Source organism: Thalassotalea psychrophila (genome assembly GCF_031583595.1).
Lineage (GTDB): Bacteria > Pseudomonadota > Gammaproteobacteria > Enterobacterales > Alteromonadaceae > Thalassotalea_A > Thalassotalea_A psychrophila.
Map to the genome: position 1 here is coordinate 3,288,415 of NZ_CP134145.1, position 16,312 is coordinate 3,304,726.

Below are 16,312 nucleotides of genomic sequence, written 5' to 3' on the forward strand. Positions count from 1 at the left end.
TGTAATTTATAGTTTTTACCTAGCTATTAATTTCATGAATATTACAAAAATAGATCTAAACTTGCTCGTCGCTTTTGATGTATTACTGCGCGAAAAGAATGTCACCAGAGCAGCCAATCACCTAGGTATTACCCAACCAGCAATGAGTAATAGCTTAAAACGTCTTAGAAACTTATTAAACGATCCTGTTCTTGTTAGAACTTCTGATGGCATGGTGGCAACTGAAAGAGCGAGCTCTTTAGCACCAAAAATTCGAAAAATATTGTTAGAAACCAAAGAAGCGTTACAAACGGTAGAAGACTTCGAACCATTAAGTAGTACTCGTGTTTTTAGGCTAATGGCCAGCGATTATGCTGCATCTACCCTACTGCCAAAGCTTTTAGAAAAAATTAATAAGATAGCGCCTAACATCACTATCGATATAATGACACCAAGCGATGTAACGTTTCATGACGTTGAAGATGGCAAAATAGATATGGCGATTAATTTATTTGATCAATTACCGCAATCTTTTCATCAAAAAGTATTATGGAATGATGGATTCTCTTGCTTAACCCGAAGTTCAAACCCAATACTAGAAAACTTTGATTTAAACAGTTACCTAACGAGTAAACATGTTTGGGTTTCTAAAACAGGTTTTGGAGTTGGTTTAGGGATGAACCCAAAAGACGTACAAAAACTTGGCTGGGTCGATGAAGCGCTTGCCAATATAGGTAAACAACGCGATATAAAGATATTTACTCGTAATTATCATGTTGCCATGCAATTAGCTCATGACGATCAAATTATTGCCACGCTCCCTAAAAAAGCAGCAATGATACATAGTAAAGATCCTGGCTATACTATCCTCGATACACCATTTGATGTTCCTGATATAGAATTAAAAATGATCTGGTCACCCCTACTTCATCATGAGCCTAGCCATATTTGGTTTAGGCATTTAGTAGATGAAGCGGCGAAAGAATGTTAATTATTTGAAGATAATGTATTCATTTTCAACCGTGGGTTGGTATCTATAGGGTTATTGACCACTACATTCATCACCTGTTAATACCTATAAACACAAAAAGACCACGTAACCGTGGCCTTTATCTAACGCTAATTAATGTATTTATTTAAAAGTCTATTTAGATGTCTTTCTCATAGCAACAAGCCCAATTAAACCAAATGCTAATAACAAAATACTACTTGGCTCTGGAACAGGAATGCTTTGTGGTGTAACTATACCATCAGATTCAAATGACTCAACATAAAACTCCCCAGCAGCTCTACCACCATAGGCAATGCTATAAACTCCATAACCACCATCAGCAGAAAACCAACCATCGTTGCCTGAAACATTTACACCTTGCTCGGAGCCCATCCATAAAACAGTAGTTGGAGCATCACCGTCATCATGGTTATTGTTTAAGTTAACCAAGAAACTATTTTTAACGACACCAACTTCACCATCAACTTTAAAGGTGAATGTAAGCATTTCACCTATATTATCAATATTATCATCAGATCCACAGTGATTTGTGTCTGTTTGACAAACACCTAAGCCGGCATCATGATCATCAAAATAAGTAAAATGCGAAGAAGTTATTTCTATGGTGATCCCAGCACCAAGATCTAAAGTCAAAGCTGCATCACCATTTGTATATGCGCCTTCGCTAGCTAAATCTTGAAGATTAATCAAAACAGCATTCGCTTGTGCTGACATGAAAAGCAATGCACTTGCTAAAACAGCACTCAATAATTTTTTCATATATATTCCTTCATTTACAGTTAAAGCACGTGTTAATACGAAGCAATTAGTAGGCCAGAATATAAATCATAAAAAAAAATTCTATAATTTCAATATACTGTAAAAATGAATTTAATTTATTCTTACGATTTACTTTAAATAATGGTTAAGGTGTAAAAATAGCTGACACCGTGAAATTTATTTCCAATATATCCGTTCATCTCATAAATCATGCATTTTATCTATTAGCACTAGCTTTTAACATCTCGTTAACATAAGTTAACATTAGCAAAAACGTATTACCTTTCTAATTCAGATGTGGCTCAAAGGGGTGAGAACTATGAAGACGAATACCAACATTAAAAGTTTTTTATTAGCAGCATTGATAAGTATAGGATTACCTATGTCGGCGCAAGCGATAGAAGACAGCAAAACAAACTTCACTAAAGATATGCACGTAAACATAACTACTGTTACCGGTAATTACTTTAATGCTTACGATGCAATAATTAATAAACCATTAGCGCAACTAATGGTAGTAAATAATTTCTCCGCATATAGTCCACACCCAGTAAAAACATCAAACAGTGTTTTTGCGATGGCTATGCGAGCACAAGATAAAATTCAATATTTTATGGCTGTAGTAGATAGTGTGTTTGCTGACAATGAAACAGAAGAAGTTGAGCAAGAATGTAGAACAACTAGACTTGCTAACTTATTTTTTTAAGCTCGTTATACTTTTAAAAGTTTAACCATTGGTTTTGGCGCGTTGAGGGTTAACCCTACCTCCGGTAACTATATCAGCACGGCCCTCTTCTTTTGCTTTTTCAGCTCTACGTTTACGAACTTCTTTAGGATCAGCAATTAGTGGCCGATATATTTCAATTCGGTCACCATCTTCAACTATTTGACCAAGCTTAACAGCACGGTTCCAAACACCAACTTTGTTAACGGCCAAATCTATCTCTTTATATTGCTGACAAATACCTGATTCAACAATTGCTTGTTCTACGGTAGATTGTGCATCTATTTGTAGAGATAATAATGTTTGCTCATTAGGCAGGCCATAAACCAGTTCAATTGCAATTTGTTCAATCGTCATTTGTTAATAAACCTCTTTTGCTCTATTCGTAAAAGCAGACACCATATTATTGGTTAGACTATCAAATATACGGCCAAAAGCCATCTCTATTAGTTTGTTTGAAAATTCATAATCTAATACAAGTTCAACTTTACACGCTTCTTCGCTTAACGGTGTTAGTTGCCAATAGCCCGTTAACTTTTTAAACGGGCCATCTTTTAAATTCATCGTAATTTTTTTATTTTGTTCTAACGTGTTTTCGGTGGTGAACCATTTTTGTACGCCCCCCTTTGACACTAATAACGACGCAGTCATTTTATCATCGGTATGTGAAACAAGCTTTGAGTTGCTACACCCGGGCAAAAATTTAGGATACGAGACTACATCATTAATTAATTTGTACATCTCTGCAGCACTATACATAACAAGTGCGTGTCGATTTACTGCTGGCATTTACTTCCCCTATTAATACCAATGAACTTATCGATATTTAATGCGCTGTTATAATAACAAAGGCAAATTAAAAGCTCACTATATCAAGTAATTATTTTTCATCTATTTTTCTCAAAAAATTTAAATCTATCAGTATCAATGTATGAATTCTTACGTATAATAGGCGCCATTATGGCAAAGAAAAAATCTAAACAACCAAGTAACACTATCGCTTTAAATAAAAAAGCGAGGCATGAATATTCCTTAGAGGATAAATTTGAAGCTGGCATGAGTTTGCAGGGCTGGGAATTAAAAAGTATTCGCCAAGGAAAAGTAAATATTTCCGACTGTTACGTATTTATTAAAGACCGAGAAGCATACCTTCTTGGCGCAGAAATTCACCCATTACTTTCTGCATCCTCGCATGTAGTTTGTGAACCAACTCGTGATCGTAAACTGTTATTAAACCGCAGAGAGCTTGACCGTTTAATTGGCGCTGTAGATCGCCAAGGCTATTCATTAATTGCTACCGCAATGTATTGGAAAAAGAACTGGGTTAAACTAGAGTTCTGTCTTGGTAAAGGTAAGAAAACACACGACAAACGTGCCGATATTAAAGATAGAGAGTGGAAGGTTGACCAAGGTCGATTAATGAAGCAAAAATCTCAATAAGAATTGCACTCAGTTTATTTATTATAAACAAGTACACAAAAACGCCAGCTTAATCAATTTAAGCTGGCGTTTTACTTCAAGGAAGAAGTAATGCAAATCACCATGGATGGTATTAGATTTGTAACTTCAAGGAAGAAGTAATGCAAATCTCCATCGAAGGTATCAGATTTGTACACCTCTCATAATATTACTTTTTAGGCTTTTTACTTACCCATAATTTGATACTACCAGTAACTACTACAACATTATTAGCATCATAAGCTGTAACGGGTACTAAAAAGTCCCCTTCTTCCCAAACTAAATCTTCTAAATCAGCTACACAGCGAATATCAGTTCCCGCTTTTGCAGTGTAATCTAAGCTCATACCTTTTGGGATCCAACGAAGGTGTGCAGGAATAGATGCTTCAGATACTGCCCCCATAGCCATCTCTAAACCATTGCAAATTGCAATAACGTGAACTGTGCCAATATGGTTTTCGACAATCTTGCGCTTTTTAATTAACACTTCACAATAACCTGGGCGAAGTTCAACAACGTAGGGCTTAATTGTTTGAAAATACGGTGCCCAACGAGCAAAGAACCAAGAGAATAAGCGATTACCAAACGAATATTTGTGCCATTTATTATATATTTCTAACAGTTTTGGCTGTGCCATGTATAACCCTTTAATAAAAGTAAAAAACTAAAACAGAACTTAAATCAACAGAACTGGTCTAATGAGTGTAGCGATTGAACAATAATATAGGATTTTTATGTGTAATTGCAATCAAAAGTCTAATGTTGCTACGATAGTTGTACGTTTATTGCTCGCGTTGTTTATTCACTAAATACGCGATACAATAGCCATTCTACTCTGTTATTTCGTTATCAGGTAGAACCTTTGGGGCGGATTCAGGATTCGACGAGATTCACGAAACCCAAGGTGCATGCCCAGGGGCGGTTGGCCTGGTAAAAAGCCGCAAAACTATAATTGCTAACGACGAAACGTTCGCACTAGCCGCTTAAGGCTAGCCATCCCCTCGTAAATTTACCTGTTGTTTAGAGGATAGATGGTCACCCCAAATAGGTTAGCGAGGGAACTGCGTCTGACGGTGAACCGCGAAACAGTATCAGACTCACCAGAATGAAGCCTGTCGCTTGGCGTCTGACTGGTTAAATAAATGAGCGACTAAGCATGTAGTACCGAGGATGTAGGTTTTTCGGACGGGGGTTCAAATCCCCCCCGCTCCACCAAGTATAGAGATTAAGGCGCTTATCCTGCGCCTTTTTTTTCGCCTAAAATTTGTGGTTACACTGGGGAGTTATATAATTTAAAATCCCTATCGATAGTTTTTTAATGTCATAATCTAATCAATAAAGAGTGATGGTTCACATTGCTACATTCAAACAATAGTTACATGGACAAGATATATCATGCGAGTAGCCGTTACTCAGTTTGCCACCTCCTTAGATACCCAAGAAAACCTAACAACCTGCATTAGGATGATAAATGAGGCAGCAGTTTGCGAGCCATCTCTTATCGTTCTTCCTGAATTTTGTAATACACAGCCGTGGTACGTTGATCATAATCAGGCATGGAATGAAGCGTTATCTACTAAGGGTACTTTTTTACAGCGAATTGCTAAGCAAGCGAAAAAGCATGGCTGTTACATTGTGCTTAATGTCACGTTACGAAGAGATCTTTTACGTGACCACCAAGACGGTTCAGTTAAATCAAATATTAGTGTGACTTCATGTTTATTTTCCCCGCTTGGAAAGCTCATTCACCAAGAGGATAAACAAACGTTAACGGGGCATGAAAAGGACTTTTTCATTAGCGCCAGTAAAGTGTCTGAAGTTATGGCTACGCCTTTTGGTAAACTCGGTTTTTTAGCCGGCAGCGATGGGACTACCTTTGAAGCATCACGTGGATTAGCTTTAGGTGGTGCACAATTATTGTGTCATTCTTTGAATTCATTTGCATTAGATCAAAGCTGTTTACATGGCCCTGCTCGAGCGTGCGATAATAAAGTGTTTTTAGCTGCGGCTAATAAAGTTGGCTCACTCAGACCAAAAGAGCAACGGGCAATTTTCTCAAAGAAAAATGTTATTCTGCAAGAGCATCTTGCTGGCGTTGGTCAAAGCCAAATAGTTTCTCCCAACGGCAAAATACTAGCCCAAATAGCTAACAATGAAGAAGGTTATGTTTTTGCTGACATTGATTTAGCAAAATGCAACCTCCACGAAAATAAATTCCGTCCTGATGGCACTGAGCTTGTTAAGCAGCGACGTCCTGAACTTTACCAAGGGCTACATCTGCCAATGACGCAAGCCCCTCTTCTTGATGATGCTTATAATGTACAGAAGAGTAAGGTTCCGGTAACTGCGAATGTTGCTATATTTGCAACCTACAAAATTAACGAGCAAGCTATTGAAGATGTATGTCATTACATTGAAAACAACCTCAGTGACATAATTCAATTACCTGAATTATTCTTTATCGCAGATAAAACAATCACCAATGATACTGAACAATTAGCGCGTATAGCACGCTTAAGCACAGAGTTAATTAGTCAAGTAAGCTCAGTGCTAAGACCCTTTCAGTACGTGAGTACTAGTTTAGTTATTGATGGCATGCATCAGGCGGTAATTGTAAGCGAGCATGGTTTATTCGCAACGCAACAGCAGCTGCATTTTTGTCAAAGATATCAGTGGACTGCACTAGGTGAAGCTATAAATATAATAGAGTTACCGTTAGAACAAGGGAATATTAACGTTGCTATGTTAACAGCCGATGACGCTAACGTACCTGAAATAGTCAAAGTTGCGGCGTTAAATAACATCCACTTGTTACTGGTACCTTTTGATATTCAAGAGCCTTGCGAAGCTGAATATAGCTTGTTATCTCGTGCAGTTGAAAATAGAATTTGTATCGTAGCTGCCAGTCGCGAGAAAAGCTTTGCCACTGATTTGCCTATCGATAAAGACGATAACAATCCTTATAGTAAAAACAAAGTGAAAGCTCAGAAGTCCACAGGGTTAATTATCAATTTAAGCACAGATCCCGCTTTGCTACCCCAGTGGAAATCTCGAAAGTTTGATGGCTATATCAACCAGCCTTTAACAACATATCAATATGGTAAAATCACCAAAGCCGTAATTCATCCTATTGCGGCTTGTAATAAATTGATATTGAGCAAATATTTGGAGTAATAAATTTATGTACTTTAAAAGCAGCTTAAAGCATCAGTTACCTGCACTATGAATCTCCAAATAACACATCTTCATGGCTATCTAACCACAATGGATGTTTTGCCATGACCTTTGTAAACATAGGGCTTTGCAAATAGTTATTTAGCCATTGTCTTACCTTTGGATAAGGCGATTGTAAATACCATTGACGCTCTACCCGTGCAAACTGGCGAATAAATGGCAGTAATGCAATATCGGCGAGGCTTTCTTTATCTGACATTAAAAATAAATGTTTAGTTAAACGCTGCTCTAGTAACTGCAGATATTGTTCACACTCTTCTCTGCAATCAACAATATTGGTTTCGCAGTAACGCTTGGCACATTTGTACTGTTCTAAACTGACTTTAAATTCAAGATCAAACTTATGAATTAAATTGAGCATTTCAGAGTGCAAACTATTATCATTTTCATCAGCTTGTTTATGCATTAAGTCATCAGGATCAGAGTTATGCAACGCCCATAACATTACGTCATAGCTTTCTTCTATTACCTTACCATCGACCAAAACTACTACGGGTACCGTACCTTTTGGTGATGCAACTAGCATTTCTTGTGGTTTATTAGTTAATACTAAATCTCGCAATAAAACCGTCTGCTTCGATTTAAAAATAGCTATTCTGGCACGCATTGCGTAAGGACAATTTCTTAGGGAATAAAGAATCGGCAGCTTATCGGTACTTATTCCGTTTCTATTGATACTATTTTTCACTGTTTCATTCATTAATAGGTATTTTCCAGCGCCATATAGAGTAATTAAAGGATATTACGGTTAATAAGCTACTTTAACTGTATTCATCGCTTAGATATACGAGTAAAATCCCCCCATTGAAAGTTAACAGCCTAAATTACTGGCTAGAGTTGTAGAAAAATGAGTTCTAAAATTGAATTATTAGCCCCAGGTGGCGATATAGACGCGATAAAAGCGGCAATAATTGCAGGTGCAGATGCTGTTTACTGTGGATTAGACACCTTTAATGCACGAAATCGCGCAGCTAATATTTCTTTTGATCAACTCGTAGGTATTATTCGGCTTGCGCACCATTACCAATGCCAAATATTTTTAACGTTAAATATTGTTATTTTAGAGCGTGAATTTAAGTCACTTACTAAATTATTAAGCAAACTGGCAAATACCACTCTTGATGGCGTTATAGTTCAAGATATAGGGTTGCTTTATGTTCTTAAAAAGTACTTTCCTACTTTAGATGTTCACGCGTCTACACAATTAACTACTCATAATGTTGGCCAAATCCCTTTCCTTAAAAAGTTGGGCGTTTCGCGTGTCAATTTATCAAGAGAGTTAAATTTAAGAGAGATCACTGCTATTACGGCAGTGGGCAATGAGCAGAACGTATTAAGTGAAGTATTTGTTCATGGTTCGTTATGTGTCGCTTTTTCTGGCTTATGTTACTCAACATCAGCAAGTGTTGGTAATTCAGGTAACCGTGGCCGTTGTAGTCAGGCATGTCGTGAAGAGTATGAAACAACGCCTTCAGGTAATAACTTCCCGTTAAATGTTAAAGACAACTCAGCATTTTTCGATTTACCGGCATTAATCGAAGCTGGCGTGCACTCCTTCAAAGTTGAAGGTCGTATTAAAGGCGCTAGTTATGTGCATACGGTAATTGATAGCTTTCGCAAACAAATTGATGGTTTTGTTAAAACGGGTGAATTATTAGAAGATGGTGAGCGACTGTATAAAGTATTTAATCGCGATTTAACCAATGGTTTTCTTAAAGGCGACTTAAACCAAAACATGTTTATTGAAAACCCTCGCGATAATTCAAAGTATCATGCCATTGATAAAAGCAACGCAATTTCTGTTGTGCAAATACATGAAGTTGAAGAAAACCTTAGCAATGAAAAGCAGCAAATAAACACAACCGTGTTTGATAAAATTAAGCACTTAAGCATAGAAAAACGTCCATTAACCTTAACGTTTACCGGTGCAGTTGGCAGCCCATTAACACTAACTGTAGTAACCACAGACTATGCAGCAGGAAAAACAACCGATGAAGAGCAAACAATTGTTGTTCATTCTAACAATTTGTTATTAGCGAGTGACAAAAATAGTATTGATAAAGAAGCCGTTGAAAAGCGCTTCAAGAGCTTTAACAACTCCCATTTCAATTTAACTGAATTAAATCTCGATGGTATTCCTGAAGGTGTAAGTATTCCATTTAAAGATCTTACCGTTCTAAAAAACGAACTAGCTGCCCTACTTAATAGTAATACAGCTGTAATCCCTGAAGTAACATTGCCTAAATTAGCACGACACCCTAAAAGTACAGAGAACACAAAAGCAAACCTATCGATATTGATTTGTGACGATACTGACTTAGATCTTACCAAGGTAACGGATGCTGACATTTACTTTAAGCTACCGGATGCTTATAAACGTGGCTGCACTAAGTATGTCGATTTCTTTAACGATAATCCTCGACTTATCCCATGGTTTCCTTCGGTATTAATTGGTAAAGATTATGACGTTGCGTTAAATATATTAGAGCAAGTTAAACCTGAGTTAATTGTGACTAATAACACGGGTATCGCTAATAGAGCGTTTGAGCTTGGAATTAAATGGATAGCAGGACCATTCTTAAATACCACTAATTCTTATGCGTTATTAGCAATGAAAGAAGAACTAGACTGTGCTGGTGCCTTTATTTCAAACGAAATAAACAATCAGCAAATGAAAACGATTGCTCGTCCTGAAAACTTTAAAATGTTGTACAGTATTTATCATCCAATTTTGCTAATGACCAGCAGACAATGTTTCTTCCAGCAAAGTGTTGGTTGTGAAAAACCCCGTATCGATAACGGTTGTATGCTTTCTTGTGATAAATCTACCAGCATAACCAATCTTAAAGGCGTTTCATTTGCTATTGATAAGCAAAAAGCGGGCTACCCAAGTATTTATAATAACGATCAGTTTTTAAATATGGAAATTATCAATGATTTAACCAAATTGTTTGATGGTTTTATGATCGACTTAACCAACATAGGTGCAGGCGATAAACAATCGCCAGATAAAACAACACTGATTAAGTTATTTGAACAACTGCTTGTTCAAGAAGGTGGCGAGTTGAGTGAGCAATTAAACGCACAAACTACACTCTTAGATATGGTGCCAGAATCGACTAATACTCAGTATCATAAGGGCTTGTAACCTTATTCACAAAGCATTGGGGGACATGTCCCCCAATAGTTTCAAACCAAGCCCGATCATATTCTCAATAATCAATGCTAATAATTGTATTAAAAAGATACTTATTGCCCTATCAAACAATATTTGTCATTGTAGGTATTCAATAAAAATAATAAACATATTCGTTATAATCTGTCTTGTTACAAATTGACGAATATCAGCACGGAACATTCATGATGATTAATAAGTTTAATAGCTTAAGAAGCAGAATATTTTTCTTTTTTATTTTATTACTTATTGCCGTGCAAGCGATTTCTTTCATCACTTCGTTTTATTCAAATAAACGAAACGAACAGCAACAACTTGCCTCCCACTTATCTCAAGCTGAAACACTTTTAAAAGAAGAGATTAGCAATCGTAATTATTACTTAACGGCTTTTACTGAAATTTCAGCCACAGATACAGAATTAAGAAAAGAATTTTTTGCTAGTACACCAAACTTTTCTATTGCATTAAATAACCACCGTAAAAGAATTGATGCAGATATTGCACTAGCAATAGGTATTGACGGCATGATATTAGGTGAGCTACTGGTTAAAGATAGCAATAGAGAGATCAAGCGAGTTTTTACGGGTAATCAAATCAATCAGCCATTTGAGCATACCGAGTGGTTGAAAGATCAACCTAATAGTGTGTTTTATTCAAATAATGATGAAATTTACCAGCTTATCCTTACTCCAGTGTTAGATAAACTAGAGGTTATAGGCCATATAGGGCTTGGCTACTCTCTTAATAATAAATTGGCTAATGAACTTTCAAATTTAACCTCTTTCAACGTTGGTTTTATATTAGAAAACAAGCAAGAGTTAAATTGGCTATCTTTTAACGCTGATATTAAAAATCATGATGTCGTGAAAAATTCTGTTTCGCCTCTGTCACCTCAATATTCAGAAAGTATTGTTGCTGAAAATTATCAATTAGGTAGGGTTGGGAATTGGCAACTTAGTGCTTCAATTTTTCAATTGCACTCAAACCTAATTGCCGCAATTATTCAAGATGGTTGGAACCTGCTAATACTAATATTTATTACATTGGGCGTTTCATTGATCGGTGCGTATTTTATCGCAAGTAGTGTTACCGAACCTGTTAGAAGGTTAGTAAAAATATCAAAAGGCATTGCCAAAGGTAATTACCATTTAGATACTCATGTTGGAGATACTCATGAGTTAAATCAACTTGCTGAGCAGTTTGGCAAAATGATTGAAGCAATTAAGTCGCGTGAAAATGAAATTACCGAGCAAGCATTTTTAGACTCTCTAACAGGCTTACCAAATCGCAACCAATTTAATCGAGATATGCACGGCATATCAAAGCCATTTTTATTGTGCCAGGTAAATATTCGACGTTTATCCGAAATAAACGATACCTTAGGTCATGATGTTGGCGATGAAGTTATTCAAGAAGTGGCTATTCGTTTACAGAAATTAAATAAGCCAATATTTCACACCTCAGGAAACGGATTTTTAATACGTTTTGATGATGAATCAATCGATAACATAAAAAATTGTGTCCAAACAATTACTAGAGTGATTGAGCCAAGTTTTATCTACCAAAATATCACTATACATTTGCAAGTCAACATTGGAGTTACTGCAAGTGATGGTTGGGCGCAAACGAATCAATTATTAAAAGAAGTAGATGCCGCTATGCAAATAGCTAAGCGCCAAAATTTGTTGTATCAAATGTATGACCGTCAAATAGATCTTAACACCTTAGACCGATTGCAGCTTGTTAACCGATTAAAAGGTGCCATAGAGCATGACGAGTTTACTCTTTATTACCAACCAAAATTAAATTTAACCAATAATATTGTTGAAGAAGTTGAAGCCTTAGTTCGTTGGAACCACCCGGTAAATGGGTTAATAACACCAGAATCATTTATCCATATAGCAGATCAAACAGGCCAAATGACCGCATTAAGCCATTGGGTAGTTAATAAAGCGATAGAGCAATACTTTGCTTGGCAAGCTGAGGGCTTAGATATAAAAATTGCTATCAACATCTCACCTGAAAATTTACTTGATGATGAATTTTGTTATCAGTTGATTGAAAAGTTATGTGGGGATAATAATTTACAAGAAGCGTTATGTCTTGAAATTACAGAAGATGCCTTTGTTGACCATAATTCAAAAGCGGTAGAGAATATAAAATTATTACGCAAGAATGGTATTTATTTATCAATTGATGACTATGGCACGGGTTATTCATCACTAGCTCAATTGAAAAACCTACCAGTACAAGAGTTAAAGATTGATCGTTGTTTCATCCAACACTTGGTTAAACAACCTCAAGACAAGCTTATTGTTAATTCTACTATTCAATTATCCCATCAGCTGGGGTTATCAGTGGTTGCAGAAGGCGTTGAAGATCAAGAAACCTTAGATTGGCTAACAGAGCATAATTGTGAAAAAGCTCAAGGATATTTTATTAGCCGCCCTCTTCCTGCACTTGATTTTGCACAATGGTTATCCAGCTCAAAATTCAGCTTAGCTCAAATAGGCACTCAACCTATAGAGTCAGAGCAACAGAGTTTGAAGCAAGTTAATTTTAAGCAGAGCTAAATTCTTCGTATTTCGAAATGAAATGTGATTTAGATACGAATACATAGCTTCGCTACTTCGGATACGTTACTACGTAACTCCGCATACGCTACGCTTCGATAGTACTTTTAATTCGAAGGGGCGAAGTACCGTATTCGGAGTGAAACGTATTCGCGATTCGTTCCTGAAATAAAAAACGCCAATTAAGGCGTTTTTATATTTTTAATATTGATCACTTAATATTATTTTTGTTCTGCAACCTTAGCAAAATCACCAGCTTTAAATATATTAATGTCTAAAGCACCAATATATTTGTTAAATGCTGCATTAATATCTTCGACTGTAAGTTTTTGTACATCAGCAATTTGCTCGTCATAAAGCGCTAAGTCTTCATTCTTTTTACTGGTACCTATAAGTATGCTTGCAATTGTTGCATCACTTGCCCAAGATCTGTTGCGGCTACTTACAAAGCCTTTTACAGCTTCTTCTAACTCAGTCTCGGTAAAACCATCCGTTACAACTCTTTCAACTTCTTCTTTGTAGGCGGCAATCACACCAGCCATATTTTCAGGAGCAGAAATGGCCAAGGCATAATACATACCTTGTTTGTCAAGCGTATTAACTTGCAAACCTGATGCAACAGTGTAGCTATAGCCTTCTTTTACTCGAATGCGAGCACCTATTCGAGATGAAAATGAATCCCCACCAAAAATGGTATTGGCTATTTGCAATGCCAAATAATCTTCATGTCTATTGTCCATAGTGATTGGGTTTATCACATAAAGTTGCGAATTAGCTTTGTCTGGTGTTTCGGTAGAAACAACTAAACCTTCCACTTGTTTCATGCTAATTTTTATGTGCTCATATGGCGTGTCATTAACAAAACTTGATAATTGAGCATGCAATTGTTCAGATATTTGATCAGCATTAACATCACCTACAATACTAATATGGCCATTATTTATATTAGTATGGCTATTATATAAGCTGGCCATTTCGTCTACGGTTAAGGCATTAATTGCTGCTATTTTATCATCCAAGCTCATGTAAGCTTTAGGGTGTCCTTTAGGATAATTATTTAACTCTTTTCTAAAGCTATTGCCAGCAACCGAGCTTGGATCATTACGTTGTTGCTCTATACCTGCAATAGCGCCACGTTTCATTACTTCAAGTTCATTTTCAGGGAATGTAGGAGCAGCCATTAATTCACCTAATAATTTAACTGTTGCATCTAAGTTAGCTTTGTCTGTGCTAATAGATACATTAGTAGAACCAAGTGTTGTCGAGATTGAAATAGAGCTCTTCAATTGGTCAAGTTTGCTGGCTATTTGCTCTTTAGAGTAATTGGCATTTCCTTGCTTGATCATACCGCCAACAAAACCAATCGCAACGCCTTTGTTTGCCAAGGTCTCAGCAGTTCCACTTGGAAAGTGCATTGAAATGATTACTTGTTCACCACGAAGTTTTTTCGGGTAAACATTAACTTTAGTTCCTTCAGACCACTCACTTTTCACTAAACGGTTTTTAATGTTTGCTACAGTGTTGTCATAAACTTCACCTGCAGCAGCAACTTCTTTGCCTTTATAGTCTTTTAACACTTCAGTCAAATCTGGCGCAGCTGGAATTTCAGCACGTACCGGTTTTTCGGTAGGAATAAAACGTCCTGTTGTACGGTTACTTTGAATTAGGTATTTTTCAGCTGCCGCTTGTACTTGTTCCACGCTTACTTCAGCAACTAGATCTCTTAAATAAAACGCATGACGGTAATCACCTTTAGCGATATATTCAGAAAGTGCCATACCTACACCAGTTACGCTGCGCATCGCTTGTTCAGATTGACGTGCTAATTTAGCTTTGGTTAAATCAATTTCTTCTTGAGTTATAGGCTGTTTTACTAAGCTCTCAACAATAGTCAGTAATTCAGTTTCTATTTTGGCGATATCAGAGTCTTTGCTACCTTCAACAAAGAACAAAAACTGAGAACTGTCTTTAAGCTCAAACATAAAACTTGATGCCGAAGTAGCAATGCCCTTTTCTACTAGAGCTTTTTGTAATCGCCCACGAGTACCATCTCCTAAAACATCAGCTAAAATTGATAATGCAGCATGTTCAGGGTGTAAGCCAGATGGAGTATGGTAAGACAAGCCAACGATAGGTAAATCACCGACACGACGAATATTGACTGATCTTTCACCATCTTGCGTTGGCTCTACAGTATAAAGTGGTTGAATAGGATTTTCTGGTTTAGCAATGGTGCCGAATTTTTGCTCAACTAAGGCCATGGTTTTATCTTTATCAAAACGGCCAGCAATTGTTAAAACGGCATTATCAGGTCGGTAATGCTTATTGTAGAATTCTCTTAAACGCTGAAACGGAAAGTTCTCTACATCTGAACGCGCACCAATGGTGCTATTACCATAGTTGTGCCATAAAAATGCCGTTGATGCCATACGGCCCATTAGCATTCTGAACGGACTGTTTTCACCACGCTCCATTTCGTTACGAACAACGGTCATTTCACTTTTTAAATCATCTTCAGTGAATGTGGCGTTAACCATACGGTCAGCTTCCATACCAATAGCCCATTCTAGGCTGTCTTCATTGGCATCAAATGTTTCAAAATAATTAGTGCGATCTAACCACGTAGAAGCATTTTTACCCATGCCACGTTTTTTAAATTCTTTATCAATACTTTTATAATTTGTAGATCCTTTAAAAAGCATGTGTTCAAGTAAATGAGCCATCCCCGTTTCACCATAGTACTCATGCACAGAGCCTACACGGTAGGTTACATTAACTAACGTTTTTGGTTGTGATGGATCTGGATAAAGTAAAACTTTCAAGCCATTTTCTAGCGTATATTCTTCAATACCTTCAACGGTACGAACATATGTTAATGGACTACTTTGCAATTGCTCTGCTTGAACATTCTGACCTGTTGTAGAATTATCATTTGTTGCACATCCCGATAGGCCAAGTGCAATTGTTACTGAGAGACCAAGGAGAGTTGGTTTTAAAAATTTCATTTATTAACCTTCATGTTTTTTAGTATATTTTGTTCCGCGACTATTCTTCAATAAGACAGTACGAAGAGCGGATAGTTAACTCTGTAAATTATAAATTTAGCATAGTATAAAATTGCACGAACCATAGCTGATTTTGAACAGGCAGTACAATCAAGGGCCAATAATTTTCATTAATTATTTATCAAATTTTTATTTATTCTAAATTAAAACAAAATCAACCATTCAAGGGGAGTATTAACCCCATGTTTTTATTGTAAATAGATAAACTAAAGCAAATAAAACAATATTAGTTTATACCTATAAATATCGCAAAAAGTATACTCCATGAAAAAGGTTCAATTGTAACAATAGATGAAGAATATTTTTAACAGAGTCGTTTTTCCAAAACTTGAT

The 16,312-nt window shown here is 36.5% G+C and carries 12 protein-coding genes and 1 other RNA gene; 7 read left to right on the plus strand and 6 right to left on the minus strand.

All coding sequences use genetic code 11. The features are described 5' to 3' along the window. Positions 1–34: 34 nt before the first annotated feature. Positions 35–970 (plus strand): LysR family transcriptional regulator, encoded by a 936-nt coding sequence (locus RGQ13_RS13495; protein ID WP_348390267.1) that lies wholly within the window; start codon positions 35–37, stop codon positions 968–970. 153 nt (positions 971–1,123) lie between these two features. On the opposite strand, the gene RGQ13_RS13500 is transcribed toward RGQ13_RS13495, so the two are convergent. Continuing rightward, complete coding sequence (locus RGQ13_RS13500) at positions 1,124–1,750, minus strand: PEP-CTERM sorting domain-containing protein (protein WP_348390268.1); 627 nt, start codon at positions 1,748–1,750, stop codon at positions 1,124–1,126. A 319-nt stretch (positions 1,751–2,069) separates the two neighbouring features. Between RGQ13_RS13500 and RGQ13_RS13505 the strand changes: the two genes are divergently transcribed. Continuing rightward, positions 2,070–2,456 (plus strand): hypothetical protein, encoded by a 387-nt coding sequence (locus tag RGQ13_RS13505; protein ID WP_348390269.1) that lies wholly within the window; start codon positions 2,070–2,072, stop codon positions 2,454–2,456. Positions 2,457–2,477: 21 nt separating this feature from the next. Here the strand turns inward: RGQ13_RS13505 and RGQ13_RS13510 are convergent, their stop codons facing one another. Both RGQ13_RS13510 and RGQ13_RS13515 read right to left on the minus strand, forming a co-directional pair. Further along, positions 2,478–2,831, minus strand: a complete 354-nt coding sequence (locus tag RGQ13_RS13510) for an RnfH family protein (protein ID WP_348390270.1) — start codon at positions 2,829–2,831, stop codon at positions 2,478–2,480. 3 nt (positions 2,832–2,834) lie between these two features. Further along, positions 2,835–3,263 (minus strand): SRPBCC family protein, encoded by a 429-nt coding sequence (locus RGQ13_RS13515; protein ID WP_348390271.1) that lies wholly within the window; start codon positions 3,261–3,263, stop codon positions 2,835–2,837. Between the two features lie 171 nt (positions 3,264–3,434). Here RGQ13_RS13515 and smpB point away from each other — a divergent pair, with 171 nt between their 5' ends. Then, positions 3,435–3,914: an SsrA-binding protein SmpB gene (smpB, locus tag RGQ13_RS13520; RefSeq protein WP_348390272.1), complete on the plus strand. Its 480-nt coding sequence runs from the start codon at positions 3,435–3,437 to the stop codon at positions 3,912–3,914. Between the two features lie 187 nt (positions 3,915–4,101). On the opposite strand, the gene RGQ13_RS13525 is transcribed toward smpB, so the two are convergent. Further along, positions 4,102–4,569 carry a hotdog fold domain-containing protein gene (locus tag RGQ13_RS13525; protein WP_348390273.1) on the minus strand — a complete coding sequence of 156 codons (468 nt, stop codon included), beginning with the start codon at positions 4,567–4,569 and terminating at the stop codon, positions 4,102–4,104. A gap of 227 nt (positions 4,570–4,796) precedes the next feature. Here RGQ13_RS13525 and ssrA point away from each other — a divergent pair. Continuing rightward, positions 4,797–5,147: a transfer-messenger RNA gene (ssrA, locus tag RGQ13_RS13530) on the plus strand. 180 nt (positions 5,148–5,327) lie between these two features. Then, complete coding sequence (locus tag RGQ13_RS13535; RefSeq protein WP_348390274.1) at positions 5,328–7,106, plus strand: nitrilase-related carbon-nitrogen hydrolase; 1,779 nt, start codon at positions 5,328–5,330, stop codon at positions 7,104–7,106. A gap of 46 nt (positions 7,107–7,152) precedes the next feature. Here the strand turns inward: RGQ13_RS13535 and RGQ13_RS13540 are convergent, their stop codons facing one another. Next, positions 7,153–7,866: a glutathione S-transferase gene (locus tag RGQ13_RS13540; protein ID WP_348390275.1), complete on the minus strand. Its 714-nt coding sequence runs from the start codon at positions 7,864–7,866 to the stop codon at positions 7,153–7,155. Between the two features lie 147 nt (positions 7,867–8,013). Here RGQ13_RS13540 and RGQ13_RS13545 point away from each other — a divergent pair, with 147 nt between their 5' ends. Then, on the plus strand, positions 8,014–10,314 hold the full coding sequence (locus RGQ13_RS13545) for a peptidase U32 family protein (protein ID WP_348390276.1): 2,301 nt from the start codon (positions 8,014–8,016) through the stop codon (positions 10,312–10,314). Between the two features lie 212 nt (positions 10,315–10,526). Further along, complete coding sequence (locus RGQ13_RS13550; protein WP_348390277.1) at positions 10,527–12,914, plus strand: EAL domain-containing protein; 2,388 nt, start codon at positions 10,527–10,529, stop codon at positions 12,912–12,914. Between the two features lie 221 nt (positions 12,915–13,135). On the opposite strand, the gene RGQ13_RS13555 is transcribed toward RGQ13_RS13550, so the two are convergent. Next, on the minus strand, positions 13,136–15,919 hold the full coding sequence (locus RGQ13_RS13555; protein WP_348390278.1) for a M16 family metallopeptidase: 2,784 nt from the start codon (positions 15,917–15,919) through the stop codon (positions 13,136–13,138). Positions 15,920–16,312 lie beyond the last annotated feature (393 nt).

Excerpts from the sequence above, each read along its gene's own strand:
- RGQ13_RS13495 (WP_348390267.1), top strand. The coding sequence starts at position 35 with ATGAATATTACAAAAATAGATCTAAACTTGCTCGTCGCTTTTGATGTA.
- RGQ13_RS13500 (WP_348390268.1), bottom strand. The coding sequence starts at position 1,750 with ATGAAAAAATTATTGAGTGCTGTTTTAGCAAGTGCATTGCTTTTCATG.
- smpB (WP_348390272.1), top strand. The coding sequence starts at position 3,435 with ATGGCAAAGAAAAAATCTAAACAACCAAGTAACACTATCGCTTTAAAT.
- RGQ13_RS13550 (WP_348390277.1), top strand. The coding sequence starts at position 10,527 with ATGATGATTAATAAGTTTAATAGCTTAAGAAGCAGAATATTTTTCTTT.
- RGQ13_RS13525 (WP_348390273.1), bottom strand. The coding sequence starts at position 4,569 with ATGGCACAGCCAAAACTGTTAGAAATATATAATAAATGGCACAAATAT.
- RGQ13_RS13515 (WP_348390271.1), bottom strand. The coding sequence starts at position 3,263 with ATGCCAGCAGTAAATCGACACGCACTTGTTATGTATAGTGCTGCAGAG.
- RGQ13_RS13505 (WP_348390269.1), top strand. The coding sequence starts at position 2,070 with ATGAAGACGAATACCAACATTAAAAGTTTTTTATTAGCAGCATTGATA.
- RGQ13_RS13510 (WP_348390270.1), bottom strand. The coding sequence starts at position 2,831 with ATGACGATTGAACAAATTGCAATTGAACTGGTTTATGGCCTGCCTAAT.
- RGQ13_RS13535 (WP_348390274.1), top strand. The coding sequence starts at position 5,328 with ATGCGAGTAGCCGTTACTCAGTTTGCCACCTCCTTAGATACCCAAGAA.
- RGQ13_RS13540 (WP_348390275.1), bottom strand. The coding sequence starts at position 7,866 with ATGAATGAAACAGTGAAAAATAGTATCAATAGAAACGGAATAAGTACC.
- RGQ13_RS13545 (WP_348390276.1), top strand. The coding sequence starts at position 8,014 with ATGAGTTCTAAAATTGAATTATTAGCCCCAGGTGGCGATATAGACGCG.
- RGQ13_RS13555 (WP_348390278.1), bottom strand. The coding sequence starts at position 15,919 with ATGAAATTTTTAAAACCAACTCTCCTTGGTCTCTCAGTAACAATTGCA.